Source organism: Caballeronia sp. ATUFL_F1_KS39, assembly GCF_023630985.1.
In the GTDB taxonomy this organism is placed as follows: Bacteria; Pseudomonadota; Gammaproteobacteria; order Burkholderiales; family Burkholderiaceae; genus Caballeronia; species Caballeronia zhejiangensis.
Map to the genome: position 1 here is coordinate 78,558 of NZ_JALQDZ010000025.1, position 26,590 is coordinate 105,147.

Genomic DNA, 26,590 nt, shown 5'->3' on the forward strand with positions numbered 1-26,590 from the left:
AGTACGAAAAAGATTAGCAGCCGGCGGCTTTTCAAAGCGCGGGAAGAACGGGGAAAACCCCGCTCTATTCGCCGAATCGACTTGCAATCTTCTGCGGATAATCCCCATCGTGAAAAGTCCTCCACCGCCGCTTACATGGAAGCGGGAAGCGGCGGAGGGGAACCTCAGGATTCGGAGCTTCGACGCTAAATGGAAACGCCCAACAACTCACTCATCACGCCCGACGCCAGAATGGGCCTGGCGGGCGCACAGCCGGGCGCAGCCGGAACGGCCACCGCCGGCGCGAGCCTCGCGGGCGGCGCGGGAGCCGACTTCGGCGGCTTCGCGCAGCGCATGCCGATGCTCAACCAGTTCCGCTCGAATCCGCGCGTGCCGCTCATCGTGGCCGTCGCGATTCTGGTGATGGTGGTCGCGGGCCTCGTCATGTGGTCGCGCCAGCCGGACTATCGCGTGCTCTTTTCCAATCTGTCCGACCGGGACGGCGGCGCAATCGTTGCCGCGCTCCAGCAGGGCAACATTCCGTACAAGCTCTCCGACGGCGGCGGCGCCATTCTCGTGCCGGCCGAGCAGGTGCACGAAACGCGTCTGCGTCTCGCGAGCCAGGGCTTGCCGAAGGCCGGCTCGGTCGGCTTCGAGCTGATGGACAACCAGAAGTTCGGCATCAGCCAGTTCGCCGAGCAGGTCAACTATCAGCGCGCGCTGGAAGGCGAGCTGGAGCGCACGATCGGCTCGATTTCGTCGGTGAAGTCGGCGCGCGTGCATCTGGCGATTCCGAAGCCTTCCGTCTTCGTGCGCGACAAGGAACTGCCGACCGCCTCCGTGATGGTCAATCTGTACCCCGGCCGCGTGCTCGACGAAGGCCAGGTGGTGGCGATCACGCACATGGTGGCGTCCGGCGTCGCGGACATGCCGGTCAAGAACGTGAACATCGTCGATCAGGACGGCAACCTGCTGACGAGCCAGAACGCCGCGAACGGCCTCGACGCATCGCAACTGAAGTACGTGCAGCAGATCGAGCACAACACGCAAAAGCGCATCGACGCGATCCTCGCGCCGCTCTTCGGCGCCGGTAACGCGCGTTCGCAGGTCAGCGCCGACATCGACTTCTCGAAGCTCGAGCAAACCGCCGAAAGCTACGGCCCGAACGGCAACCCGCAGAACACGGCGATCCGCAGCCAGCAGTCGAGCGAGTCGAGCGAATCCGGCGGCAGCAGCATCGGCGGCGTGCCGGGCGCGCTGTCGAACCAGCCGCCGCAGCCGGCATCCGCGCCGGTCGACGCAGCGGCATCGGGCGCGGCGGGCGCATCGGCGAAAACGGGTCCGCAGAATCAGCGCAAGGACACGACGACGAACTACGAAGTCGATCGCACCGTGCGTCACTACGAGCAGGCGACGGGCGGCATCAAGCGTCTGTCGGTGGCGGTGGTCGTGAACTACGAGAAGAAGGTCGATGCGAAGGGCAACGTCACGATGACGCCGCTTGCCGCCGACAAGCTCGCGCAGGTCCAGCAGCTCGTGAAGGACGCGATGGGCTTCGACGACAAGCGCGGCGACTCGGTGAACGTCGTGAACAGCGCGTTCTCCGCCGATCTGAACGCGACGCCCGACGTGCCGTGGTGGAAGACGCCGGAATCGATCGGCATGGGCATTCAGGCGGCGAAGTATCTGGGCATCGGCATCGTCGGTCTGTTCCTGTACTTCAGCATGGTGAAGCCGGCGATGAAGCGCGCCTTCCCGCCGCCGCCCGAAGCCGCGCCGACGCTCGCCGTACCGGACGAACTCTCGCTGCTCGACGGCCCGTCGCTCGACGGCGGCGGCACGGCGAAGCTGGAAGACGAAGACAAGGATGCCGAGGTGAGTCTCCTCGGTCATGAAAGCAAGAAAGCCAAATTCGACCGCAATCTCGACTACGCGCGCATGGTCGCGCGTCAGGATCCGAGAATCGTTGCGACGGTCGTAAAGAACTGGGTGTCCGATGAACGCTGAAGGCCTGAATAAAGCCGCTCTCCTCCTGATGTCGATCGGCGAGGAAGAAGCCGCCGAAGTTTTCAAGTATCTCGCCCCGCGCGAGGTGCAGAAGATCGGCGCGACGATGGCGGCCCTGAAAAACGTGACGCGCGAGCAGCTCGACAACGTGCTGACCGAATTCGTGAGCGAAGCCGAGCAGCACACGGCGCTTTCGCTGGATTCGAGCGAGTACATCCGCTCCGTGCTGACGAAGGCGCTCGGCGAAACCAAGGCCGGCGCGCTGATCGACCGTATCCTGCAGGGCAGCGATACGAGCGGCATCGAAGGCCTGAAGTGGATGGACTCGGGCGCGGTCGCGGAACTCATCAAGAACGAGCATCCGCAGATCATCGCGACGATCCTCGTTCACCTGGACCGCGATCAGGCGTCGGAAATCGTGTCGTTGTTGTCCGACCGCCTGCGCAACGACGTGCTCCTGCGCATCGCGACGCTCGACGGCATCCAGCCCGCCGCGCTGCGCGAACTCGACGACGTGCTGACGACGCTGCTCTCCGGCAGCGACAACCTGAAGCGCGCGCCGATGGGCGGCATCCGCACGGCGGCCGAGATTCTCAACTTCATGTCGAGCAATCACGAAGAAGGCGTCATCGCGAACGTGCGCGAATACGACGCCGAGCTCGCGCAGAAGATCATCGACCAGATGTTCGTGTTCGAGAACCTGCTCGATCTGGAAGACCGCGCGATCCAGCTTCTGCTGAAGGAAGTGGAATCGGAAACGCTGATCGTGTCGCTCAAGGGCGCGCAGCCGGCGCTGCGCCAGAAGTTCCTGTCGAACATGTCGCAGCGCGCGGCCGAACTGCTCGCCGAAGACCTCGATTCGCGCGGTCCGGTGCGCGTGTCGGAAGTCGAGCAGCAGCAGCGCAAGATTCTGCAGATCGTCCGCAATCTCGCGGAAAACGGTCAGATCCAGTTAGGCGGCAAGGCCGAGGACGCATATGTCTAACACCCGCGCGCAAAAGGCTCCGGTCTCGGCGTATCAGCGCTGGGAAATGGCGTCGTTCGATCCCGTCGAGATCAAGGTCGACAACAGCGCGGCGGAACAGGCCGCGCTCGAAGCGCACCTGCGCCGCGTCGAGGACGACGCGTATCAGCAAGGTCTCGCGAAGGGGCACGTCGCGGGGCAGGCGCTTGGGTATCAGGCGGGTTACGAGCAAGGTCAGGCGAAGGGTTTCGAGGACGGCCGCAAGGAAGCGCTCGCGCAGGCCGCGCGTCTCGCCGAGATCGCCGATGCGTTCAAGACCGCCCTGCAAGCCGCCGATGCGGCCATCGCGGAATCGCTCGCGGAACTCGCGGTCGATATCGCGCAGCAGGTCGTGCGCCAGCATCTCGCACTCGATCCGACGGCGCTCGTCGCCGTGGCGCGCGAAGTCATCGCGTCCGAGCCGGAGCTGTGCGGCGCGCCGACGCTCATCGTCAATCCGGCCGACATGGCTATCGTCGATGCGTATCTCAAGGACGAACTCGAAGCCGCCGGCTGGACCGTGCGGCCCGATCCGGAAGTCGAGCGCGGCGGCTGCAAGGCGCACGCCGCAACCGGTGAAATCGATGCGACCAACGTGTCGCGCTGGGAGCGCGTGGTGGCCGCGTTGGGGAGAAGCAAGCCGTGGTAAATCAACGGATCACGCAGGATGGTCTGAGCGAACTCGAACAGGAACTCGCGCGCGCGTCGTTCGGCCCGCTCGCCGAAGAGCGCGCGGAAGACGAATCGCCCGACGAACTCGCCGCGCGCACCATCGCCGAACTGGCCGGTATCGCGGGCAATCCGCACATCGACACGTGGCGCGACAAGCTCGACGCGCTGCGCTCGCGCAATGCGATCGCGAAGCCGCTGCGTCCGTGCGGACGTCTCACGCGGGCCGCCGGTCTCGTGCTCGAAGCGGTCGGCCTGAAGATGGGCGTCGGCTCCGAATGCATCATCGAGCTGCCGCCGGGCAGCGCGATTCCGACCGCCGAAGCCGAAGTCGTCGGTTTCGCGGGCGACAAGCTCTTTCTCATGCCGACGACCGAAGTCGCCGGCCTGTTGCCGGGCGCGCGCGTCTATCCGTTGGAAAGCGCGCCGATCAACGATCCGATGGCGGGCGCGAAGCGTCTGCCGGTCGGCTGGGAAATGCTCGGCCGCGTGGTCGACGCGTCCGGCCGTCCGCTCGACGGGCTCGGCCCGCTCGGCGCCAAGGTCGATGCGCCGCTGGCGGGTCCGGTCATCAATCCGCTGAATCGCGAGCCGATCCACAAGGTGCTCGACGTCGGCGTGCGCGCGATCAACTCGCTGCTGACGGTCGGACGCGGCCAGCGCATGGGCCTGTTCGCGGGTTCGGGCGTCGGCAAGTCGGTTCTGCTCGGCACGATGGCGCGCTACACGAGCGCGGAAGTCATCGTGATCGGGCTGATCGGCGAACGTGGCCGCGAAGTGAAGGAATTCATCGAGCAGATTCTGGGCGAGGACGGTCTCGCGCGCTCGGTCGTCGTGGCCGCGCCTGCGGACGTGTCGCCGGTGCTGCGGATGCAGGCCGCCGCGTACACGACCTCGCTCGCCGAATATTTCCGCGATCAGGGCAAGCACGTCCTGATGCTGATGGATTCGCTCACGCGTTACGCGATGGCCCAGCGCGAGATCGCGCTCGCCATCGGCGAGCCGCCCGCGACCAAAGGCTATCCGCCGTCGGTGTTCGCGAAGCTGCCGGCGCTCGTCGAGCGCACCGGCAATGGTCCCGAAGGCGGCGGCTCGATCACGGCGTTCTACACCGTGCTCACCGAAGGCGACGATCAGCAGGATCCGATCGCCGACTCGGCGCGCGCGATTCTGGACGGCCATATCGTGCTGAACCGCTCGCTCGCGGAAGCCGGGCACTATCCGGCGATCGACATCGAGCAGTCGATCAGCCGCGTGATGACGTCGATCATCGACGACAAGCACCTCGAACGCGTGCGTCTCTTCAAGCAGATGCTGTCGCGCTATCAGCGCAACAAGGATCTCATCAACGTGGGCGCGTATTCGAGCGGACGCGACCAGTTGCTCGACCGCGCCATCGCGCTGTATCCGCGCATGGAGTCGTTTTTGCAGCAAGGCTTTCGCGAAGAGGCGCCGTTCGAGCCGAGCATCGCGATGTTGAATCAACTGTTCGGATAGTTTTCGACTAGTATCCGAAGCATTCGTCACAAGAAAGCACAAAGACCTTACGGGACCGCCACGCCATGTCGAAGAATCTGCCGATCAACACCCTCATCGAACTCGCCGAAGAGGAACTCGATAACGCCACGAAGAAGCTCGGCAAGCTTCAGCAGGAACACAACGAGATCGAAACGCAACTGAACGCGCTCGTGACGTATCGCGACGAGTATCACGCGCGTTTCACGGCGTCGGCGCAGCAAGGCACGACGGCGCAGACGCTGCGCAATTTCCAGGCTTTCGTCGATACGCTCGACAGCGCCATCGCGCAGCAGCGCACGCTGCTCCTGATGGCCGATCAGCGCATCGAGGCGGCGAAACCCGACTGGCGTCTCAAGAAACAGAAGCTCGGCAGCTATGAAGTGCTGGCCGCACGCGGCGAGGCGATCCTCGCGAAGAAGGCCGCGCGCGTCGAGCAGCGCGAATCCGACGAACACGCCGCCAAGGTGCTGCGCATGCGCGCCGAGCGGGCTTCGTCGTAACCCATTCATCGATATTTCCAGAGGCTCAGCATGTCCTCCGTTTCTCTTCTCGGCGCGCTTTCCGGCGCCACGTCATCGGGCAACTCCGCGGCGCAGCGCGCGGCGAGCGCCGGCGCGTCGTTCGGCAAGACGCTCCAGGGCATCACCGACCGCGCCAACGCCGACGCACAAGCGGCTCAGGCGTTCGCGGATTCGTCCGCCGACACATCGAGCGTGCACGACGCGCCGAAGCCTTCCGACGACGCATCGAAGAGCGACGACGCATCCGATGCTCAGGCCGCCGCGAAGCCCGACGAGACGGACGCGCCGAAAGAGGCATCGAAGCCTGCGGACAAGGCGAATACGGCCGACGCGTCGAAGCCGGCGTCGGGATCGTCATCGGATGCGGCCGCCGCTGCGCAAGCGAAAGCCCGCGCGGACGCCGCGAACGAAGCCGACGCCGACTCGGACGATACCGAGTCCGCGCTCGCCGATGCGGCCGACGCTGCATCGCTCGTCACGACGACCGCATCGACCGGCGACAACAAAGCGACGGACACGACGCACAAGAGCAGCGATGCGAAGTCGGCGCAGGACGCGCTGGCCGCCGCGCTCGCCTCGATGAACAACACGCAGCCCGCGAATGCCGCGGCGAACGGTTCGGTCGGAACGGCGCGCGAGGGCGGGAAAGGCGACGATCAGGGCGGCCTCTTCGCGAAAGGCGGAAAGGGCGCGAGCCTGCCCGGGCTGACGGCGAATGCGAAGGCCGGCGACAAGGCTGTCGACGCAGCCGCGCTCGCATCCGCGCAAACCGCGCCGGCGATATCCGCCGACGCCGCGACCGCCGCCTACAAGCAAGCCGCCGACGCGGCCGCGCACGCGGTCGCGATGCAGACGGCATCGGCGGGTTCGGCGGTGTCGAGTCCGCAGGGCGCGATGGCATCGGCGACCAGCGCCGCGATCGCACCGCACGTTGGCGGCTCCGGCTGGGACGACGCGTTCAGTCAGAAGGTCGTGTTTCTGTCGAAGGCGGATCAGCAAAGCGCGGAATTGACGCTGAATCCGAAAGATCTCGGGCCGTTGCAGGTGACGCTGCAGGTCTCCGATAACCACGCGCACGCGCTGTTCGTGTCGCAGCATGCGCAGGTGCGCGAAGCGATCGAAGCCGCGATGCCGAAGCTGCGCGAAGCGATGGAAGCGAACGGCATCAGTCTCGGAAGCGCGTCCGTCGCCGATGGCTTCACGCGCCAGTCGCAGCAACAAAGCGGTGACGGCCGCTCGGGATCGGGCGGCGGCGGCCGTGCGTCGGGCGGAATCGGTGGTCTGGGCGGCGTGAGCGCCGACGATTCCGTTGCGGCGAGTATCAACGTGCCCGTGCGACGCACGGTCGGACTCGTCGATACGTTCGCCTGATCCTTCTCAGCGCCTCACGCCGCACATTCGGCGCGCAGGCGCTCGGCGACGACGATGTAATGCCGGGGGGCATCGTCCGTTGAAAGCCCACCGGCGTGGTGACGAACATGCCGACGAAATGCGCGACGCCGCGCAGCGGCCCGTTCATCGGGAAGTCGAGCACATGCGACGACGCCGACGTGATGTCGATGCCGCACGCGAGCACGCTGGAGACGAGCGCCGCAAAAAGCAGCGCGCGCAGGAGATAGAGGCCGCGCAGCGGGACGTGCGTGAAACGCACGACGATGCCGAGCGCGATCGCGGGTGCGGCGATGAGCAGAAGCGCGGCGAAAAGCGCGTGCAGCACGCTCCTCCGATGCAGCACGCCGACGAGCGTCTGCGCGCCGGCGAGTCCGCCGATGACCGCAGGCCAGCCGCACGGCGCGTCAGCATGAGAGCCGCCATCGCGACGCCCGAAGGCGGCCAGATCGACGCGGCGCTCGCCAGATGGAAACCGGCCGAGGCCAGTCAATCGCGACTCAAACGACGATCAGCGTTCTCCCAATTGGCGGACTTTTCTCAAAGTCTCGGCATCGTCCTGAGACAGAACACAGCATGAATGCAACATTTAGTATTCCTCTGATGGCGGTCTGAAGGGCGCTCCTAGAATCTGCGCGACTCGTCTCCTTTGCCGCCGCGCAGCAACATGCGCGACGCTTTGTCATGCGCGCATTCGTTTCACTGCTGCTGGCTTTCTGCCTGCACGTCCCTTTTTCCGACGCCTTCGCCCAAGGTTCGTCATCGCCCGTAATTGACGCCGCGCCCAAGTCCCGGCCGCGGATCGCGCTGGTTTTGTCCGGCGGCGGCGCGCGCGGTTATTCGCATATCGGCGTGCTGAAAGTGCTGGAACGCATGCGCGTTCCGGTCGATTTCATCGTCGGCGCGAGCATGGCCGCGCCCGGCCTCTTCTCGCCGATCGAAGTCGACGGCCGCGTGCGGATCGACGGCGGTATCGTCGACAACCTGCCTGTCGATGTCGCGCGCGAACTCGGCGCCGATACGTGATCGCGGTGCAAACCGGCACGCCGCTCAGGAAGCGCGAGAACATCAAGTTGCCCGCCGACGTCGCCCAGCAGATGATCGGCATCCTGATCGGCCAGAACGTGACGGCGGCGAAAGACTCGCTCGGCCCGAGGGACATCCTGATCAGCCCGGATCTCGGCGACATCAAGTTCACCGACTTCGCGCGCGCGCACGAGGCGATCGATGACGGCGAAAAGGCCGCGGCCGGCGCGCTGTCGCTATCGGTCGAAGACTACGCGGCGTATCAGGCCGCGCATCGCACCGCATCGCGGCCCACCGCCGCGCGCATCGACACGATCGACATCGTGACGTCGCCGCGCATTCCGACCGACTATGTCCGGCGGGCGCTGGATCTCAACGAAGGCGATGCCTACGACGCGCACGAAATCAACGAACGCCTCGCGCGCCTCGAAACGAGCGGCTACTTCAAGAGCGTCTCGCACGAATTCGTCCACGAAGACGGCGTGAACCGCCCGCGCGTGAACCCGGCGGAAAAGAGCTGGGGATCCAACTTCCTGCTGTTCTCGCTCGGCGGCCTCCGACATCTGGCGGCGTATGGCGTCAATCAGTTCTCCGGGAATTACCTGTTCTACAGCCAGCAGACGTACCAGTTTCGCGTGGCGTCGCCGAAAGGAACGGCGGTGAACGACGTGTATCTCGGCACGATGGCCGAAGCCGGCAACGCAACGTTCGAGCGCAGCGCACTTCGCATGGGCGATCTGAAGAAGAGCCTCAGCGTGTTCGTCGGCGCGACGACCGCTCGGCCCGGCGTATCTCGGCTACGCGATCGCGCCGGGCGGCATTCAAAGCGTCTATCTCCAGTTCGGCGCGAAGTTCTGAGGCCGACGTGGCCCGCGCGCGCATTTCTTACAACAACAACCATGCTGCAGACGCAGGCGTGGCTCGAACCGGCCCGCGCGCAGCGGCCCACGTCCGGACAACTCACGACGGCCATCGCGTTGCCGCTCTATCACGTCTTCGCGCTGACGGCGTGCGGACTGCTGACGATCCAGACCGGCGCATTGGGCGTGCTGATCCCGAATCCGCGCGACATCGGCGGCATGATCCGGACGCTGCGGCGCTATCGCATCACGATGTTCCCGGCGGTGAACACGCTCTACAACGCGATGCTCGATCACCCGGATTTCGCGCAGCTCGATTGCTCGCGGCTCTTCGCGGCTGTCGGCGGCGGTGCGCCGGTGCAGCAGGCCGTGGCGCAGCGCTGGCTCGAAAAGACGGGCGTGCCGATCATCGAAGGCTACGGCCTGACCGAGACGACCGCGTGCGTGACTTGCAACCCGGCGGACTCGACGCAGCGTGGCGGCACGATCGGCTTGCCGCTGCCGTCGACGGAAGTTTCGATCCGCGATGACGCAGGCAACGAAGCCGCGCCCGGCGAACCCGGCGAGTTGTGCATTCGCGGGCCACAGGTCATGGCGGGCTACTGGAATCGTCCGGACGAGACGGCGCACGTCATGACGGCCGACGGCTTCTTCAAGTCGGGCGATATCGCCGTGATGGATGAACACGGCTTCCTGAAGATCGTCGATCGCAAGAAAGACATGATCCTGGTCTCGGGCTTCAACGTCTATCCGAACGAGATCGAGGACGTGGTCGCCGCGCATCCCGGCGTGTTCGAGGCGGCGGCGGTCGGCGTGCCCGACCGTCATTCCGGCGAGTCCGTGAAGATTTTCGTCGTGCGGCGCGACCCGGCCCTCACCGAGGCCGATCTGATCGCGCATTGCAAGGAGCGCCTGACGGGCTACAAGCGGCCCAAGGCAGTCGAGTTCCGCGAGAGTCTGCCCAAGAGCAATATCGGAAAGGTTTTGCGCAGGGAACTGCGCGATGGAACCGCGTGAGCGCGGAAGGAAGAAAGACGTGAAGCAATTCGTTTCGATGAAAGAGGTTGCGGCGGTGGCCATGCTGGCGCTCGCACGCCATGTCCGCGCCGACGACGCGCCGCCGCTAACGCCGCAAACGCAGGAAGCGCGAGCGCGCCGGCCGAATCGCCGTGGAAGGCTTCGATCGGCTTTCGCCGCGCTGAATTTCCGCTTCTGAGCGGTTCCCCGGCGCGCCACTGCGCCGGGCTCTCCCTTCCCTTTTCTTTCCCCGCGCGGGCGCAATGCCCGCGCCGGCCTCAAGTTTTCCGTCCGAAAAGCCGAGATAGGTATCGAAGAGCGGGTCCGCGCAGGCCCGGAGCAATCGAACGGAATAGCCAGAAAACCCCCCTCTGTTCGACCCATCGCTTTACACCGCGATAGCCAACAATTCACCCTATCGAAAGAGGCACGCATTTTCATGGCTACCACGACCGCAAACCAGCAACCCATCGTTCCCGCGAAAGGCGGGAAGCTCAAAAAGATCCTGATCATCGCCGTCGGCGCGATCGTGCTGCTCGGCGCGGGCGCCGGTGGCGCGTACTTCTTCGTCGGGAAGAATCATGGTCCGGCCAAGCCGGCGCCGGAGCCGCCGCCCGTGTTTTTCCCGCTCGAATCGCTGACGGTGAATCTCCAGTCGGACGACGGCGCCATGCACTATCTCCGCGCCGGCCTCACGCTCAAGCTGAAGGACGAAAAGGTCCAGTTGCTCGTCACCGAGCACATGCCGGAAGTCCGCAGCCATGTGCTGCTTCTGCTTTCCGGCAAGCGCCCGGACGATCTCGCGACCGTCGACGGCAAGAAGCAGCTTGCCAACGAACTGCGCGCGTCGGTCGAAACCGCGGCGAGCACGGCGGAGAAACCGGTGCGCGTCGAGGAAGTGCTGTTCACCGAATTCGTCGTTCAGTAACGCCGCATCAGCGAGTAAAGAGTCATGGGCCACGAAGAGTTCATGTCGCAGGAGGAGGTCGATGCCCTCCTCAAGGGCGTCACCGGCGAGATCGATCAGGAAGCTGACGAGAAAAAGCCCGCCGGCGTACGTCCGTACAACATTGCGACGCAGGAACGCATCGTCCGCGGCCGGATGCCCGGCCTCGAAATCATCAACGACCGCTTCGCGCGTCTCATGCGCGTGGGCATCTTCAACTTCATGCGGCGCTCGGCGGAAATTTCCGTCGGTCCGGTGAAGGTGCAGAAATACAGCGAATTCACGCGCAATCTGCCGATCCCGACCAATCTGAACCTGGTCCATGTGAAGCCCTTGCGCGGCACGTCGCTGTTCGTGTTCGACCCGAATCTCGTGTTCTTCGTGGTCGATAACCTTTTCGGCGGGGACGGGCGTTTTCATACGCGCGTCGAAGGCCGCGAGTTCACGCAAACCGAGCAGCGCATCATCGCGAAACTGCTGAATCTCGTGTTCGAGCATTACGCGACGTCGTGGCGCAGCGTGAAGCCGCTGCAGTTCGAATACATGCGCTCGGAAATGCACACGCAGTTCGCCAACGTGGCGACGCCGAACGAAATCGTCATCGTGACGCAGTTCACGATCGAGTTCGGCTCGACGGGCGGCACGCTGCACATCTGCATGCCGTACTCGATGATCGAGCCGATCCGCGACGTGCTTTCCTCGCCGATTCAGGGCGAAGCGCTCGAAGTGGACCGCCGCTGGGTGCGCGTGCTGTCGCAGCAAGTGCAGTCGGCGGAAGTGGAACTGACGGTGGATCTCGCCGAGATCCGCTCGTCGTTCGAGCAGATTCTGAACATGCGCGTAGGCGATGTGCTGCCGATCGACATTCCGGAGCAGGTCGTCGCGAAGGTGGACGGCGTGCCGGTGATGGAATGCGGCTACGGAATGTTTAATGGTCAATACGCGCTGCGCGTGCAAAAGATGATCAGCGCGAGCGATACGATGAAGGAAGGTGGATATGAGTGACCTGATGCAGAACGACGCGCCCGGCGCGCCGGAAAAAGGTGAAGAGCTGATGCTGGACGACTGGGCGAGCGCGCTCGCCGAGCAGAACGGCAACGAAGCGCCGGTGGCCGCGAGCGCGGGCGTGTTCCAGCCGCTGTCGAAGGCGGCGGCGCCGTCGACGCGCAACGACATCGACATGATTCTCGACATCCCCGTGCAGATGACGGTGGAACTCGGGCGCACGAAGATCGCGATCCGCAACCTGCTGCAACTCGCGCAAGGCTCGGTCGTGGAACTGGACGGCCTCGCCGGCGAACCGATGGACGTGCTCGTGAACGGCTGCCTCATCGCGCAGGGCGAAGTGGTCGTCGTCAACGACAAGTTCGGCATTCGCCTGACCGACATCATCACGCCGTCCGAACGCATCCGGAAGTTGAATCGATGAAACGCCTGGCCGTTGCGCTGCTCTTCGCCGCGCCTCTTTTCGCCCATGCCGCCGACATGAACGCGGTGAACCACGCCGCGCAGATCGCCTCGGGCGTCGGCGCGGGCACCGCGGTGCCATCGCTCGGTTTCGGCGCGGTGTTGCAGACGCTGCTCGGACTCGTGATCGTGATCGGCTTCGTGTTCGGCTGCGCATGGCTCGCGCGCAAGTTCGGCTATCAGGGCGGCAAGCGCAGCGGTCTCGTGAAGGTCGTGGGCGGCGCATCGCTCGGCAACAAGGAACGCGTCGCGGTCGTCGAAGTGGGCGATACGTGGCTCGTGCTCGGCGCCGGTCCTGGCAACGTGCGTCTGTTGCACACGATGCCCGCAGGCTCGGCGGAAGTGGAAGGCGTCGGCGTTCCCGCGCAATCGTCGCCGCCGGCGGGCAACTTCGGGCAGCGCTTTCGCGACGCCCTCGCCGGCGAAGCGAACAAGCGGCTCCAGAAGTTCGTTTCTCCCGGCAAATAAGTCAGTCTTGCCGATGCATCGGGCGCGGTTCGCGAGGACCGCGCCCGATGTGCGTTTACGGCGCACGTTCGCAATAGAACGAGTTGGCGCGGGTTTCCCCCTCTTTTCGCCCCATCGTCCCATGCCGCGATAGCCGAGAATTCACGCTATCGAAAGAGGCAGGATTCCATGGTCATCACGTTCGTCGTTCATCAAGGTCAGCGCATTCTCGATGCCCTCGCAAGCATCGTCGGCGGGAGCAAGTAATGCAGGTGAGTCGTAACATCGTGCGCGGCGTGAAGCTCGCGCTGCCCTTCGCAATCGGCCTCGCGCCGTATCTGGCGTTCGCGCAAAGCACGGCGGGGCTGCCCGCCTTCAACACGAGTCCCGGCCCGAACGGCGGCACGACGTACTCGCTCAGCGTGCAGACGATGCTGCTGCTGACGATGCTCTCGTTCCTGCCCGCGATGGTCCTGATGATGACGAGCTTCACGCGCATCATCATCGTGCTGTCGCTGTTGCGGCAGGCGCTCGGCACCACGAGCACGCCGCCGAACCAGGTGCTCGTCGGCCTCGCGCTGTTTCTGTCGTTCTTCGTGATGTCGCCGGTTCTCGACAAGGCTTACACCGACGCGTACAAGCCCTTCTCCGAAGGCCAGATCGCGATGGATCAGGCGATGACGCGCGGCGTCGCGCCCTTCAAGCAGTTCATGCTGAAGCAGACGCGCGAATCGGATCTCGCGCTGTTTGCGCGCATCTCGCACGCCGCGCCGATGAACGGACCGGAAGACGTGCCGCTTTCGCTGCTCGTGCCGTCGTTCGTCACGAGCGAATTGAAGACGGGTTTCCAGATCGGCTTCACGATCTTCATTCCGTTTCTCATCATCGACATGGTGGTGGCGAGCGTGCTGATGTCGATGGGCATGATGATGGTTTCGCCTTCGACGATCGCGCTGCCGTTCAAGCTGATGCTGTTCGTGCTCGTCGATGGCTGGCAGTTGCTGATCGGCTCGCTCGCGCAGAGCTTCGTTTCCTGATTTCGTGAGACTTTGAAATGACGCCAGAATCCGTCATGACGATGGCGCATCAGGCGATGTACGTCGCCTTGTTGCTCGCCGCGCCCTTGTTGCTGGTCGCGCTCGTCGTCGGTCTCGTGGTGAGCCTGTTCCAGGCGGCCACCCAGATCAACGAATCGACGCTCTCGTTCATTCCGAAGCTGATCGCGGTGGCGGTGACGCTCGTGATCGCCGGTCCGTGGATGCTCTCGACGCTGCTCGACTACATGCGCCACGTTTTCACGATCACGCCTGCGATCACGGGCTGAGTTTCGTTCGATGTTCTCCGTCACCTATGCGCAGCTGAACGGCTGGCTCACGGCGTTTCTGTGGCCGTTCGTGCGAATTCTCGCGCTGATCGCCACCGCGCCCGTGCTGAGCCACATGGCGATTCCGATGCGCGTGAAGATCGCGCTTGCGGCCTTCATCTCGCTGATCGTCGCGCCGACGCTGCCCGCGATGCCGCAGGCGACGGTGTTTTCGGCGGCGGGCGTGTGGATCATCGTGAATCAGTTTCTGATCGGCGCGGCGATCGGCATGGTGATGCAGATCGCGTTCGCGACCGTGGATGCAGCCGGCGAGTTCATCGGGCAGCAGATGGGCCTCGGTTTCGCGACGCTTTACGATCCGCGCGCGGGTGGCAATGCGGTGGTCGTGTCGCGCTATCTGAACACGCTGGCGATGCTCGCGTTTCTCGTCTTCGATGGCCATCTGCAGTTGATGAGCGCGCTCGTGGCGACTTTTCAGAGCGTGCCGATCGAGGCGAATGTGGTGGCGTCGGCCTCGCATGCGCAGGGATGGCGCGTGTTGGTCGGGTATGGCGCGAGCGTGTTTTCGACGGGCTTGCTGCTGGCGTTGCCGATCGTGGCGGCGCTGCTTATCGCCAATCTGGCGCTCGGCGTTTTGAATCGCGCTGCGCCGCAGATCGGGATATTTCAGGTCGGGTTTCCGGTGACGATGCTCGTCGGGCTGCTTTTGTTGCAGCTCATGGTGCCGAATCTGATGCCGTTTTTTCAGCGGGTTTTCGATGTGGGGATTGCGCAGATTGGGCGGGTTGCGGGGGCGCTTTAGTCGCTAAAGAAGCGCCTGCTGCAAGGGCGCCCGATGCTCATGCACTTTGATGATTCGATACTCGTTTTTCAACGCGCCAGCTTCGATCGATTGAATTTGGCGTAGATCGACGACGAGGACGTCGCCTTTTCCAAAGCGTTCGCCGCTATTCACTTTGCTCAGAAATACTTCGTCGTCCAATGCGGCGAAAAAAGGATATTGGCCGTCGTGAACGCGCCATTTGTTTCCGTCCTTGTCTGAGTTGGCTTCCTGTGCATACCCAACGGCAGCGCGTAGCGCTGTGCCGAAGCTGTTTCGTGCTGAACCAGCGCGTTAAAGGGAATGGTTTGTCGGATCGTGCGCGAGCCAAGCCCGATTGGTTCTATGAGGGCACTCTTTAGGCGAGTGCCACCGAGGACGAGAGGACTACCCAAATTGCGTGTGACCGCGGGCTTGAAAAGCTGCCTTCTTTTCCTACTTTCTTTGCAGCAGCAAAGAAAGTAGGTGCCGCCCCGCACAGGGGCAACGTTAATAGACCGACGCGAATACGGGATCCGGCGAAAGCAGAAGGGAGAACGCAGAAAGCAAAAAAAGCCGCCTTCAACCCTGAATGTAATCAAACAACGACATCTTCTGAATCTGCGAAAACGCCATCTGCGCGGCCTGCAGCGAACTCTGCGTCAACTCGTACTGACTGATCGACGAAACGAGGTCGATGCTCGTCAGATTCGCGATGTCACTCGCCGTCTGCGTCTGACTCGTCTGCATTGCGCTCTGCGTCGACTGCACTTGCTGCTCGCGTCCGCCCACCACCGTCTGCGCCGCCAGCACGTTGTTGAACGTGTTGCTCACCTTCGTGCCGATCGTCGTCAGCGTGTTGGTCAGCGCCGCCTGCGCGCCCGGCGATCCCGTCGGCTGCTTGAGCGCGTTCACGAGGCTGTCGAGCGTCGCGAAGATGTCGTTGTTGCCCGACGCCGCCGGCTCCACGGAGAACGTGTCGCCATCGGCGGGCGTGCCGTCGATCGTCACCTTCTGGCCGCCAAGCGCGATGTCCGTGCTGCCCGTGTAGGCCACGTTCGTCGGCAACGATGAATCCGCCGGGTTCGACGTGACCGAGTAGGTCGTCGAGCCATCCGTCGCCGAGACCGAGAACTTGATCGTGTACGTGCTCGCATTGGCCGCGTTGCTCGTATCGTTGACGCTCACGCCGCTGATCGTCCCGGTGCCCGTGTTCGTGCTGGCCGCGCTCGACACCGGATCGCTTTCCGTCGGCAATACGCTGCCGAAGATCGACGCGCCCGTGTCACCCACCGGGATCGTCCGTCCTTCGCTGATCTGCACCGTGCGCTGGCCGTAATCGCCCGAATACTGCGCGCCGACGCCCGACGGGTCGTTCGTGTACGGCTGCGTGCCGCCCTTGAGTCCCGAGAAAATATAGTTGCCGTTGCTGTCCGTGGTGTTCGCGAGGCTGAAGAGCTGATCGCGCAAACCCTGAATCGTGTTCGCGATGGCCGTGCGGTCCGAATCGGTGAGCGAACCGTCGCCCGCATGCACGATCTGCGTCTGCACGCTCGTCAGCGCGCTGCTCACGCTGCTCAGCGTCGCGTCTTCCTGCTGCAGCGCGGACAACGCCGTCGTCTGATTCGTGCCGTACTGCGTGAGCGCGCCGCTTTTCATCGTGAGCTGCACCGCCTGCGCCGCGCCGAGCGGATCGTCCGACGCGGTGAGAAGGCGCTTGCCCGACGAGATCTGCTGATACATCGACGAAAGCGTACTTTGCTGGTCGCTCATCGAAGCGACGTTCAGGTTGAAGTACTGGGAACTGGAAATACGCATCGCGTTTAGCCTCAGTTGAACATGCCGAGCAGCGACTGGAACAGCGTCGCGGCGGTCTGAATCACCTTGCTGTTCGCTTGATAAAGCTGCTGGTACTGAATCAGGTTGGCCGCCTCTTCGTTCAGGTTCACGCCCTGCACCGATTGCTGCGCCGACGTCGCCTGGTTGAGGAGCGAGGTCTGCGCCGTGCTCGTCGCCTTGAGCTGATTCGTCTGGTTGCCGATGTTGTTGATATAGCTCGAGTACGAACTCGTCAGCGTGTCCGTGCCGCCGTTGAGCGACTTCGCCGACACCAGGTTCGACATCGCGAGCGCATTGCTGCCGTCGCTCGTGCCGCCCTTGTTCTGCGCGATCGCGAACGCGTCGCCGTCCTTCGGCGTGCCGCTGATGGTCGCCGAAACGCCCATCGCCGAGACCGTGAGACCGTTGTTCGCGTCGTACGGAATCGTCGTGCCCGCGGTGTACGTCGTCGTGCCGACGGTGACATCGACATCCGATGTAAAGCCGTTCGCCGACGCGCTGTACGTCAGGTTGATGCCCGACGTCATCGTGTTGCTCGTCACCGTTGCCGACGAAATCGATGCCGTGCCGGTGTTCGTGGTCGCCGCCGACGTCACCGCGGGCGACGCCGCCGCGATCGCCGCGCCGTTGCTCGTCGTGAGCTTGAAGTTGTCGAGCGCGCCGCGCGTCGGCTGGATCGTGAACGAGTCGCCCTTCTGCACGCCGCTGAGCGTCGACACGTCGATGTTCAGGCCGTTGATCGTCTTGTTCGTCTCCGTCGCCGGATCGATCGTGCCGAGTGTATTGCCGCTTGCCGGGTCCGTCACCGTGTACTTGCTGCCGTCGTACGTGACCGTGAAGTCGTTCGTCGGCGGCTGTGCGCCATCGGCGATCGTCGCCGTCGGCACGCCGGTGCCCTTGTTGCGCGCGTTCGAGATGACGGTCGGATCGCTCGTCGAAAACAGCTTGCCGCCGGCCTGGCCGTTGAGGTCGAGACCGAGCGCGTTCTGATCGTTCAACTGATTGGCGAAGCTCGTCGCGATCGCGCCGAGTTGCGCCTGCGCCGGATCGAGCGTCTGCGTGCGGAAGTCGATGAGACCGCCGACCGTGCCGCCTGTCAGCGCCGAGTTGTCGAGATACTGCATGTTCGCGGCCGTCTGCGTCGCGCCGTTGCTGCTCTGGTAGGCGATCGTGAGCTCGCTCGGATCGGACGGCGACGGCACGGCTTGCAGCCCGTACTGCGTACCTCCGACGACGAGCGGCTGCCCGTTGCCGATGAACACGTTGTAGTTGCCGTCGGACTGCACGACCTGCACGCCGATCATCGACGACAGGTTCGTGACGAGCTGATCGCGCTGATCGAGCAACTGGTTCGGCTGCTGGCCGCCCGCGCTGGCGATGTTGATCTGCTTGTTGAGATCGGCGATCTGTTGCGAGTAGCTGTTGATCTGCGAGACCGCGCTCGTCAGTTGCGTGTTGACGCTCTGACGCAGTTGGTCGTATTGCTGGCCTGCCGTGTTGATCTGATCGGCGAGCGTTTGCGCGCTGCTCATCAGCGACTGGCGCGCGGAGGAACTGTTCGCCGAATTCGCCACCGACTGCAGGCCGGAGAAGTAATTCGAGATGCCTTTCGAGATGCCGGAAGTCGGATCGCCGACGAGGTTGTTCAGCTGCGAGATCAGCGAGTAATACGTGCTGGCGGCGCTGCTGGACGCTTGCGTGTTGTTGACTTGCGTCGTCAGGTACTGGCTGTACTGGCGCGTGACGGTGACGGCCTGAACGCCGCTGCCGAGATAGCCCGAGCCCGTGAACTGACCGGGCGACTCCTGGTACTGGACTTTCTCGAGCGTATAGCCCGGCGTCGCGGCGTTGCTGATGTTCTGTCCCGTCGTCGTGAGGCCCCATTGGGCCGCGTTCAAACCGGAAAGACCAATGCTGAAGATGTTATTGGACATGCGTGAATCCTGGTGAAGCGGCGTTGGATCGAGCGCTGCCGCATGGCTGATTTGTATATCGGCCGATTGCCGGGGAAGTTGAGCGTTTGCGGGTTGGGTTTTGGCTTTTACCGAAGCCCGGGCGGTTTTTGCGATGGGGCCATTATCGGAGAGGTGGCGCAATGGCTATTGCGCGAAGAGCATGCCTTTTTGGGGCTAATTCTTCGATTTTGTTTCGTTGGCCTTGGTTTTTCGCTTTTGCTTTTGCTTTTGCTTTTGCTTCCGGTTTCGCCGGATCCCGTGTTCGTGTCGGTCTATTAGCGTTGCCCCTGTGCGGGGCGGCACTCACTTTCTTTGCTGCTGCAAAGAAAGTAAGCAAAGAAAGCAGCTTTTCAGGCCCGCGGTCACACGCAATTTGGGTAGTTCTCTCGTCGCAGATGGCACTCGCCTAAAGAGTGCCCTCATCACAATAACGGGGCTTGGCTCGCGCACGGTCCGCCGCCCGAAAACGTTGAGCGCGCTGGTTCAGCACGAAAGAGCTTCGGCACAGCGCTACGCGCTGCCGCCGGGTATGCGAGGGAAACCAACGTGCGGCGGTTGCAGTGAGATGGAGGCGTTAGTGAAGAAGCGCATGCTTCCCCGATTGGCCGGTCGGCCGCGAAGCGGGCCGGAGCCATTTCGTGCTGAACCGGTTTGTTGTGTGGCGAGTGATGGCGGACCGTGCGCGAGCCAAGCCCGATGGGGCCTATGAGGGCACTCGTTAGGCAGCCCACGATGGACGAGAGGACTACCCAAATTGCGTGTGACCGCGGGCGTATCGGAAGCTGCTTTCTTTGGTTACTTTCTTTGCAGCAGCAAAGAAAGTGACTGCCGCCCCGCACAGGGGCAGTGCTAATAGACCGACACGAAAACGGGATCCGGCGAAAACGAAAGCAAAAGCAAAAGCAAAACCCCTACTTCGCCAAAGACCGTCGCTTCATCTCAAGCTGAGTGATCAGCCGCTGAAGAGTATTCTCCGCCGACCCCGGCATCGAAACAAACTTGAACCCGATGGTATATCGCCGATCCCCTTTCGCCGTCGTCGATTCCCGATGCGAAACCAGCATCATATCCACCGTCACACGTCCATTCGCGCTGAAATGCAGCTCGGCATCCTGAAACACGATGCCCATCTCCAGATCCGCGATGCGATCATCCGTCGTGCGCAGCGCCACGCCGCCCAGCGACAGATCATGCACCTCGAAGCGGAATCGCTCGCCATCCGGCAACGAACCCGTGCAGATGTAAGGATCGAGAACCGGCGTATCGACACGGAAATACTCGCGCCGCTGCATGTAGTACAGCACCGTCGGAAAATCGACTTCGAACGCCGGACGCCCGTCGAACATCGTTTCGCGCGCACCCGGCGTCGTGAACTCGACGCGCACGCCATCCGGCGCCGCACTGAAAATCAGCTTCTGCGACGCAAGCACGCCGCGATTCTGCTCGTCGAGACCGCCCCAGTCGAACGTGAAGCGATGCGCGGTCACATCGACGTCGAGCACGCGCGTGACGATCTGACCGTCGCCGTATTGCGCCGTCAGAAAGTCCCCGCGATTGGCGAGATTGCGCAGCGCCACGCCGATTTCCAGCGGATTACGCCTGCCGAAATCCACGATCGGCGCGATATCCTCGTCGGCAACGTCATGCTTTTGATTGGTGTTCATGGTGCTAGCCTGTTCATTGTGCTCGCGCGCTGCCCGACCCCCGAACATCGCGCGACGATCCGAACCGAATAGGTCCGGCACTTCGATTATTCAGGTTAGCGGCATACCTCTTCAAAAGTTTAGGGTCGCCCGCCGAAAAATGTATGTGGTGCGCCGTCCCTACGGACGTAAAACGTTTGCTTCCCCGAAGCAATAAAGCGGCCGCATACATCGGCTGAATGCGCGGCGTGGCCCGCGCTTCAATATCGAACTACGCGGTCGAACGGGCGTCAGACGATCTGACGCATGATCGAGATGAGCTTCTTCGCGTACTGCGGATCGGTCGCGTAGCCCGCCTTCTGCATGCCGTGCGCGAAGCCCGCGACGTCGCGCGAAGCCTGAATCACCGGCGCATAACGCGGATTGTTCTTGATGACGCTCGCGTAATCGGTAAGCGCGTCCTCGTACGAATCGTAAGCGCGGAATTTCTCGACGACCTTCTGCGGACGGCCGTTGATGTATTCCGTCGTCACCGAGCTGACAGTCTTGCCGTTCCAGTCTTTCGTCGCCTTGACGCCGAAGATGTTGTGGCTCGTCGCGCCGTTCGGATGCTTGATCTCGCGCTTGCCCCAGCCCGATTCGAGCGCCGCCTGACCGATGATGAAGCGCGCCGGAATGCCCGTCGCCGCGCTCGCGGCCTGCGCCGGCACGGCGAGCCGGTCGACGAACGCGTTCACCTTGTCAGACCCGTTGCCGCGCGCCGGCGCTTCCACCGAATCCGCCGCCGTGTAGCCCTTGCCGGCGAGCGACGCGTTGTTCCTGTTGCCCTGCGCCGCCGCGTAAGCCTTCGCCATCGCGTTCATCGCGGCGAGATTGCCCGCGTTCGCGTCGAGATCGCCGCCGCCGCCCGACATGCCGCCGAGCGTCTGCATCGCGTTCATCGTGCTCATCGTGTTCATGGCGCCGCCCTTGCCGTCCGCGCCGGTCTGCGCGCCCGAGTTGCGCATGAGCTGCTTGAGCATCATGTCCGCGACGCCGATGCCCTTCGACGACATCTGCTGCGACAATTGCTGATCGAGCATCGACGTGAAGGTCTTCGAATCGTTCGATTCGAACGGGCTGTCCGAAGGCGTCGCGTCGCGCATGCTCTTCAGCATCATCTGCGTGAAGACGGCGTCGAACTGCTTGGCCGCTTCCTTCAGGCCCTGCTGCGGGTTCGCGCCGGCCTGCGCGCGCAATGCGTCGAAGCCCTGCGTGTCGAGCGCGAAACGGTTCGAGAGATTCGAGAATCCGCTGCTCGTATCGGTCGATGCCAGCGCGGTGCCGGCGATGCCGTTCGTGTTCGAGTTCATAGGTTCTTATTCGTTTTAGATGATTTCGAGGTCTGCGCGCAGCGCGCCCGCGGCCTTCATCGACTGAAGGATCGAGATGAGATCGGCCGGCGTCGCGCCGAGCGCATTGAGCGCCTTCACGACATCCGCGAGATTCGCGCCCGCCGACAGCATCTTGAGCGCGCCGCTGTCCTGCTTCAGCTGAATCGACGATTCCTTCGCCGCAACCGTCTGGCCGTTCGAGAACGCGTTCGGCTGGCTCACCGCCGTCTTCGTGTTGATGACGACCGACAGATTCCCGTGCGCGACCGCGCAGTTCTGCAGCGTGACCATCTGATTCATCACGATGGAACCCGTGCGCGCGTTCAGGATCACCTTCGCGGCGGCCTGCGCCGGACGCACGTCGATGTTCTGCAGCTGCGCCATGAACGACACCTGCTCGCTCGGCTCCTGCGGCGCGCGCAACTGGATCGTGCGGCCGTCGAGCGCGAGCGCGGTGCCCATGCCGAACTGATTGTTCACGGCCGCGACGATGCGCTGCGTCGTGTCGAAATCCATTTCGCGCAGTTCCATCTGCATGACGCCGCCCTGCTGCTGCAACGCCGACGGCACCGCGCGTTCGACGATCGCGCCCGCCGAGATGCGGCCGACCGCGAGCTGGTTCACCTGCACCTTGCTGCCGTTCGCGCTCGCGCCCGCGCCGCCGACGACGAGATTGCCCTGCGCCATCGCGTACACCTGGCCATCGGCGCCTTTCAGCGGCGCCATCAGGAGCGTGCCGCCGCGCAGGCTCTTCGCGTTGCCGAGCGACGAAACCGTCACGTCGATCGCCTCGCCGGGACGCGCGAACGGCGGCAGCGTGGCCGTCACCATCACGGCGGCCACGTTCTTCAATTGCATGTTCGACGACGTCGACGGGTTCACCGTGATGCCGAGGTTGCCGAGCATGTTGGTGAGCGATTGCGTCGTGAACGGCGTCTGCATCGTCTGGTCGCCGGTGCCGTCGAGACCGACGACGAGACCGTAGCCGATCAGCGGATTGTCACGCACGCCCTGAAACTGCACGAGATCCTTGAGACGCTCGGCGTGCGCCTGATGCGCCGAACCGATGGCGACGAGCGCGGCTGCGAGCGAGAACGAAACGAAACGGAGAAACGGATTCATGATCAGAACGGCGCGACGTTGAGGAAGAAGCGCTGGAGCCAGCCCATGTTCTGCGCTTCGTCGATGTAACCCTTCGCCGAGTATTCGATCTTCGCGTCGGCGACCTGCGTGGAATAGACGGTGTTGCTACCCGAGATGGTCGTCGGGTTGACGACGCCCGAGAAGCGCACGTACTCGTTGCCCTGGTTGATGAGCATCTGCTTTTCGCCGCTCACCTGCAGGTTGCCGTTGGGCAAAACGTCCGTGACGGTCACGGTCAGCGTGCCGCTGAACGTGTTGGCCGCGCTCGCGCCGCCCGTCGCGGTGAACTTGTTCGCGCCGGTGGCCGAAAGGTTCGTGTTGTTGAAGAGGCCGCCGAAGAGGCCCGGCGTGGTCGGCACGGCGAACGACGCGTTGCCGCCGCGGTTGGTGTTCGCCGCCGACGACTTCGTCGCGTTGACGTTTTCCGAGATCACGATGGTCAGGATGTCGCCCACGTTGCGCGGACGCTGGTCTTCGAACAGCGGCCGGCCCGCGTAGCCCGCGTTGTAGATCGCGCCGGGCGAACGCGTGCCGACGGGCGGCTGCGGCGGACGCGCGGTCATCGGCTGCTGGATGATCGGCTCTTTCGGCACGAGGCCGCACGCGGCCAGCGATGCGATGAGCGCGCCGATCGACGCGCGCGAAAGAATGTGAGTGAGCGACATCGTGATAACTCTTCTGAAGCGGATTCAGGCATCAGTGTGACGCCATCGCCGCGATTCCCATCCGTCGAATAGAGGGGATTAAACCTGCATTTGCGAAAGCGTCTGCAACATCTGGTCGGACGTGGTCACGGCCTTGCTGTTGATTTCGTATGCGCGCTGGGTCTGGATCATGTTGACCAATTCCTGCACCACGTTGACGTTCGACGCTTCCACATAACCCTGTTGCAGCGAGCCCGCGCCGTTCAGTCCCGGCTGCGACACGTTCGGCGCGCCCGAGCTGCTCGTTTCCGAGAACAGGTTTTCGCCGCGCGCATCGAGGCCGGCCGGGTTGATGAAGGTCGCGAGCGTGACCTGGCCGACCGTCGTGCTGGTCGACGTGTTCGCGGTCGTCACCGACACCGTGCCGTCCGAACCGATGGTGATCCCCGTCGCGTTCTGCGGAATCGTGATCGCCGGATTCAGCTGATACCCGCTCGACGTGACGAGCTGGCCTTGTGAGTTCGTCTGGAACGAGCCGTCGCGGGTGTAGGCGGTCGAGCCGTCGGGCATCGTCACCTGGAAGAAGCCCTGGCCGTTGATCGCGACGTCCTTCGAATTGCCGGTCTGCTGCAGGTTGCCCTGCGTGTAGAGGCGCTCGGTCGCGACCTGTTGCACGCCGGTGCCGAGCTGCACGCCCGATGCGAGTTCGGTCTGCTGCGTCGAATTCGCGCCCGGCTGGCGCGTCGTCTGATACAGCAGATCCTCGAACACCGCGCGCGAGCCCTTGAAGCCGTTCGTGCTCACGTTGGCGAGGTTGTTCGAGATGGTGTCCATCTGCGCTTGCTGCGCATTCATGCCGGTCGCGGCGATGTAGAGAGAGCGATTCATCTTGTTTCGTATCCTGTGTAGCCGGCGTTTGCCGCGTGTTTGCAGCCTGTTTGCCGCTTAAGAGAAGTTGAGCAGCTTGTTGGCCGACTGTTCGTTCTGGTCCGCCGATTCCATCAGCTTCGTCTGCATCTGGAATTGCCGCGCGTTGGTGATCATCGAGACCATCGCGGCGACCGGATTCACGTTGCTGCCTTCGAGCGCGCCGCCGGCCACGACCACGTTCGGATCCGCGTCGGCGGGGTCGCCGCCGGCGGTGCGAAAGAGCCCGTCATCGCCGCGCGTGAGCGTCGCAGGATCGGGATTCACGAGCTTGAGCTGATCGACGACCGCGATCGCCGTCGGCGGGTCGCCGGGAATCAGCGCGGAGATCGTGCCGTCCTTGCCGATGGTGACTTCCGCGCCCGGCGGAATCGACAGCGGACCGCTGTTGCCCAGCACCGGCAGATTGTTCGCCGTGACGAGCTGGCCGTTCTGATCCACATGCAGATTGCCGGCGCGCGTGTAAGCCTCGCTGCCGTCGGCGGCCTGCACGGACAACCAGCCCTGTCCCTGAACGGCGACATCGAGCGGATTGCCCGTCTGCTGGATCGGGCCTGCCGAGTAGTCCGCGTTCGGCGTCGACGAAAGCACGAAAGTGCGCGTCGTGCCATCGGCGGACTGGTCTTCGAACGACATCGGCACCTGGCGGAACGCCGCGAGCTGCGCCTTGAAACCCGTGGTCGACGTGTTCGCGAGGTTGTTCGCCACGACGGCCTGCTGCTCGAGCGCCTGGCTCGCGCCGGTCATCGCGGTGTAGATCAGACGGTCCATGAATCGCTTTCCTTCTTCCTAATGCGTCAAATTAGCGTGCAGACGACGGTTACAGATTGATCAGCGTCTGATCGACGGTCTGCTGCGTCTTGATCGTCTGCGCGTTCGCCTGATAGTTGCGCTGCGCGGTGATCAGATTCACGAGCTCGCTCGTCAGGTCGACGTTGGAGTTCTCCACCGCGCCGCCCTGCAGCGTGCCGTGGTTGGTCGAGCCCGGCACGCCGACTTGCGGTGCGCCCGACGCCGAGGTCTGCGCGTAGACGTTGCCGCCGAGATCCTGCAGGCCGTTCTGGTTGTTGAAGTTGGCGATGGCGATCTGCCCGAGCGCTTTCGTTTGGCCGTTCGAGTAGTTGCCCGTCAGCGTGCCGTCGGTGCTGACCGTGAAGCCCGTCAGCTCGCCCGTGCTGTTGCCGTCCTGCGCGATGTTGGTCACGCCGTCTTTCGCGCCGTACTGCGTGGTGCCGTTGAGGTCGATCGTCAGCGCTTGCTGCGTCGCGCCGCCGTCCCCGCCGTTCGGAATCGAGAACGTGAACTTGCCGGTTGCCGCCGTCGCCGCGCCGCTCGAATCGGTCGTCGAGGTCAGCGTGCCCGACGAATTGAACGCCATCGTGCCGAGCGAAATCGGCGCGCTGACCGGGTCGCCGTAGGTCGCGTAGGCTTGCCACGTATTCGTCGTCGCGCTCTTCTGGAAGTACACGGACACTTTCTGCGTGCCGCCGAGCGAGTCGTATACATCGACGGACGTCGACTGGTTGAAGGTCGTCGAATCGGTCGGATCGAAGGCGCCGGTCGGCGCGGTGTCCTGCGAGTTCAGGTTGAACGCGGCCGTGATGTTCTTGGTCGCGGTCGGCGCGACGTTCGACGTCGGCACGGTCAGCGGCACGGTGCTCGCGCTGTTGACGACGCCGTCCGAGTTCGCGGCGTAACCCATCAGTTGCAGGCCCGCCGAGTTGACGATGCGGCCCTGGTTGTCGAGATGGAACACGCCGTTGCGCGAATACACGATCGAGCCGTTGTTCGACAACTGATAGAAACCGTTGCCGTTGATCGCGACATCGAGCGCCTGGTTGGTCGTCGTGATCGTGCCTTGCGAGAACTGCTGCTGCACTTCGGCGAGCTTCGTGCCGATGCCGATCTGGTTGTTCACGGCCGTGGCCATCGAATTCGCGTACATGTCGGCGAATTGCGCGGAGCCCTGCTTGAAGCCGACCGTGTTCGCGTTGGCGATGTTGTTGCCGATGACGTCGAGATCGCTCGATGCAGCGCCCAGACCGCTCAGTGCTTGTTGGTAACTCATTTGATGTTTCTCCGTAACGAGCCCGC

The 26,590-nt window shown here is 63.7% G+C and carries 26 protein-coding genes and 1 pseudogene; 16 read left to right on the forward strand and 11 right to left on the reverse strand.

What is annotated here, in order from left to right:
• Window positions 1-189 precede the first annotated feature (189 nt).
• From fliF to NCR93_RS13250, 6 genes are all read left to right on the forward strand, one after another.
• Window positions 190-1,986 carry a flagellar basal-body MS-ring/collar protein FliF gene (gene fliF / locus NCR93_RS13225; RefSeq protein WP_008352586.1) on the forward strand — a complete coding sequence of 599 codons (1,797 nt, stop codon included), beginning with the start codon at window positions 190-192 and terminating at the stop codon, window positions 1,984-1,986.
• Window positions 1,976-2,971, forward strand: coding sequence for a flagellar motor switch protein FliG (fliG, locus tag NCR93_RS13230; RefSeq protein ID WP_008352584.1), 996 nt, complete (start codon window positions 1,976-1,978; stop codon window positions 2,969-2,971). The genes fliF and fliG overlap by 11 nt, the downstream gene beginning before the upstream one ends.
• Window positions 2,964-3,638 (forward strand): flagellar assembly protein FliH, encoded by a 675-nt coding sequence (gene fliH / locus NCR93_RS13235; RefSeq protein ID WP_008352582.1) that lies wholly within the window; start codon window positions 2,964-2,966, stop codon window positions 3,636-3,638. The genes fliG and fliH overlap by 8 nt, the downstream gene beginning before the upstream one ends.
• Entirely contained in the window at window positions 3,632-5,155 is a 1,524-nt protein-coding gene (gene fliI / locus NCR93_RS13240) for a flagellar protein export ATPase FliI (protein WP_250532240.1), read from the forward strand. The genes fliH and fliI overlap by 7 nt, the downstream gene beginning before the upstream one ends.
• A gap of 65 nt (window positions 5,156-5,220) precedes the next feature.
• Window positions 5,221-5,676 carry a flagellar export protein FliJ gene (gene fliJ / locus NCR93_RS13245; RefSeq protein WP_034473263.1) on the forward strand — a complete coding sequence of 152 codons (456 nt, stop codon included), beginning with the start codon at window positions 5,221-5,223 and terminating at the stop codon, window positions 5,674-5,676.
• A gap of 30 nt (window positions 5,677-5,706) precedes the next feature.
• Window positions 5,707-7,068: a flagellar hook-length control protein FliK gene (locus tag NCR93_RS13250; RefSeq protein ID WP_250478907.1), complete on the forward strand. Its 1,362-nt coding sequence runs from the start codon at window positions 5,707-5,709 to the stop codon at window positions 7,066-7,068.
• Here the strand turns inward: NCR93_RS13250 and NCR93_RS13255 are convergent.
• A complete protein-coding gene (locus NCR93_RS13255; RefSeq protein WP_250478908.1) occupies window positions 7,019-7,579 on the reverse strand; it encodes a hypothetical protein in 561 nt (186 codons plus the stop codon). The two genes, NCR93_RS13250 and NCR93_RS13255, sit on opposite strands and share 50 nt — an antisense overlap.
• Before the next feature lie 191 nt (window positions 7,580-7,770).
• Between NCR93_RS13255 and NCR93_RS13260 the strand changes: the two genes are divergently transcribed.
• The 9 genes from NCR93_RS13260 (at window position 7,771) to fliR (ending at window position 14,975) form a co-directional block, all read left to right on the forward strand.
• Entirely contained in the window at window positions 7,771-8,112 is a 342-nt protein-coding gene (locus NCR93_RS13260) for a patatin-like phospholipase family protein (protein WP_034473270.1), read from the forward strand.
• Window positions 8,109-9,989: an AMP-binding protein gene (locus NCR93_RS32035; protein ID WP_338152089.1), complete on the forward strand. Its 1,881-nt coding sequence runs from the start codon at window positions 8,109-8,111 to the stop codon at window positions 9,987-9,989. The genes NCR93_RS13260 and NCR93_RS32035 overlap by 4 nt, the downstream gene beginning before the upstream one ends.
• Before the next feature lie 439 nt (window positions 9,990-10,428).
• A complete protein-coding gene (gene fliL, locus NCR93_RS13275) occupies window positions 10,429-10,917 on the forward strand; it encodes a flagellar basal body-associated protein FliL (protein WP_034473275.1) in 489 nt (162 codons plus the stop codon).
• A gap of 24 nt (window positions 10,918-10,941) precedes the next feature.
• Window positions 10,942-11,940, forward strand: coding sequence for a flagellar motor switch protein FliM (fliM, locus tag NCR93_RS13280; protein ID WP_008352571.1), 999 nt, complete (start codon window positions 10,942-10,944; stop codon window positions 11,938-11,940).
• Window positions 11,933-12,364, forward strand: a complete 432-nt coding sequence (gene fliN / locus NCR93_RS13285; RefSeq protein ID WP_008352569.1) for a flagellar motor switch protein FliN — start codon at window positions 11,933-11,935, stop codon at window positions 12,362-12,364. The genes fliM and fliN overlap by 8 nt, the downstream gene beginning before the upstream one ends.
• Window positions 12,361-12,870, forward strand: a complete 510-nt coding sequence (gene fliO / locus NCR93_RS13290) for a flagellar biosynthetic protein FliO (protein WP_008352567.1) — start codon at window positions 12,361-12,363, stop codon at window positions 12,868-12,870. Before fliN ends, fliO begins: the two co-directional genes overlap by 4 nt.
• Before the next feature lie 245 nt (window positions 12,871-13,115).
• Entirely contained in the window at window positions 13,116-13,886 is a 771-nt protein-coding gene (gene fliP / locus NCR93_RS13295) for a flagellar type III secretion system pore protein FliP (RefSeq protein WP_034473277.1), read from the forward strand.
• Between the two features lie 17 nt (window positions 13,887-13,903).
• Window positions 13,904-14,173, forward strand: a complete 270-nt coding sequence (gene fliQ, locus NCR93_RS13300; RefSeq protein ID WP_008352562.1) for a flagellar biosynthesis protein FliQ — start codon at window positions 13,904-13,906, stop codon at window positions 14,171-14,173.
• Between the two features lie 10 nt (window positions 14,174-14,183).
• The gene (fliR, locus tag NCR93_RS13305) at window positions 14,184-14,975 is read left to right on the forward strand and encodes a flagellar biosynthetic protein FliR (RefSeq protein ID WP_008352560.1); all 792 of its coding nucleotides are present in this window, start codon (window positions 14,184-14,186) and stop codon (window positions 14,973-14,975) included.
• 3 nt (window positions 14,976-14,978) lie between these two features.
• On the opposite strand, the pseudogene NCR93_RS32125 reads toward fliR, so the two are convergent.
• The 3 genes and pseudogenes from NCR93_RS32125 to flgK all read right to left on the reverse strand — a co-directional run.
• A pseudogene (locus NCR93_RS32125) lies at window positions 14,979-15,197 on the reverse strand (LAPAL motif-containing putative phage structural protein); the annotation flags it as partial.
• Between the two features lie 357 nt (window positions 15,198-15,554).
• On the reverse strand, window positions 15,555-16,790 hold the full coding sequence (gene flgL / locus NCR93_RS13310; RefSeq protein WP_034473278.1) for a flagellar hook-associated protein FlgL: 1,236 nt from the start codon (window positions 16,788-16,790) through the stop codon (window positions 15,555-15,557).
• Between the two features lie 11 nt (window positions 16,791-16,801).
• Window positions 16,802-18,745 carry a flagellar hook-associated protein FlgK gene (flgK, locus tag NCR93_RS13315; RefSeq protein WP_008352554.1) on the reverse strand — a complete coding sequence of 648 codons (1,944 nt, stop codon included), beginning with the start codon at window positions 18,743-18,745 and terminating at the stop codon, window positions 16,802-16,804.
• Between the two features lie 42 nt (window positions 18,746-18,787).
• Here flgK and NCR93_RS13320 point away from each other — a divergent pair, with 42 nt between their 5' ends.
• Window positions 18,788-19,045 carry a hypothetical protein gene (locus NCR93_RS13320; RefSeq protein WP_034473279.1) on the forward strand — a complete coding sequence of 86 codons (258 nt, stop codon included), beginning with the start codon at window positions 18,788-18,790 and terminating at the stop codon, window positions 19,043-19,045.
• Window positions 19,046-19,677: 632 nt separating this feature from the next.
• On the opposite strand, the gene NCR93_RS13325 is transcribed toward NCR93_RS13320, so the two are convergent.
• From NCR93_RS13325 to flgE, 7 genes are all read right to left on the reverse strand, one after another.
• Window positions 19,678-20,430, reverse strand: coding sequence for a flagellar brake protein (locus tag NCR93_RS13325; RefSeq protein WP_008352549.1), 753 nt, complete (start codon window positions 20,428-20,430; stop codon window positions 19,678-19,680).
• Between the two features lie 269 nt (window positions 20,431-20,699).
• The gene (flgJ, locus tag NCR93_RS13330) at window positions 20,700-21,761 is read right to left on the reverse strand and encodes a flagellar assembly peptidoglycan hydrolase FlgJ (RefSeq protein WP_051996850.1); all 1,062 of its coding nucleotides are present in this window, start codon (window positions 21,759-21,761) and stop codon (window positions 20,700-20,702) included.
• Window positions 21,762-21,776: 15 nt separating this feature from the next.
• Window positions 21,777-22,904 (reverse strand): flagellar basal body P-ring protein FlgI, encoded by a 1,128-nt coding sequence (locus tag NCR93_RS13335; protein ID WP_008352546.1) that lies wholly within the window; start codon window positions 22,902-22,904, stop codon window positions 21,777-21,779.
• 2 nt (window positions 22,905-22,906) lie between these two features.
• On the reverse strand, window positions 22,907-23,590 hold the full coding sequence (locus tag NCR93_RS13340) for a flagellar basal body L-ring protein FlgH (RefSeq protein WP_008352545.1): 684 nt from the start codon (window positions 23,588-23,590) through the stop codon (window positions 22,907-22,909).
• 78 nt (window positions 23,591-23,668) lie between these two features.
• Window positions 23,669-24,457 carry a flagellar basal-body rod protein FlgG gene (gene flgG / locus NCR93_RS13345; protein WP_008352544.1) on the reverse strand — a complete coding sequence of 263 codons (789 nt, stop codon included), beginning with the start codon at window positions 24,455-24,457 and terminating at the stop codon, window positions 23,669-23,671.
• A 57-nt stretch (window positions 24,458-24,514) separates the two neighbouring features.
• Entirely contained in the window at window positions 24,515-25,267 is a 753-nt protein-coding gene (gene flgF, locus NCR93_RS13350; RefSeq protein ID WP_008352543.1) for a flagellar basal-body rod protein FlgF, read from the reverse strand.
• Window positions 25,268-25,316: 49 nt separating this feature from the next.
• Window positions 25,317-26,564, reverse strand: coding sequence for a flagellar hook protein FlgE (gene flgE / locus NCR93_RS13355; protein WP_008352542.1), 1,248 nt, complete (start codon window positions 26,562-26,564; stop codon window positions 25,317-25,319).
• Window positions 26,565-26,590 lie beyond the last annotated feature (26 nt).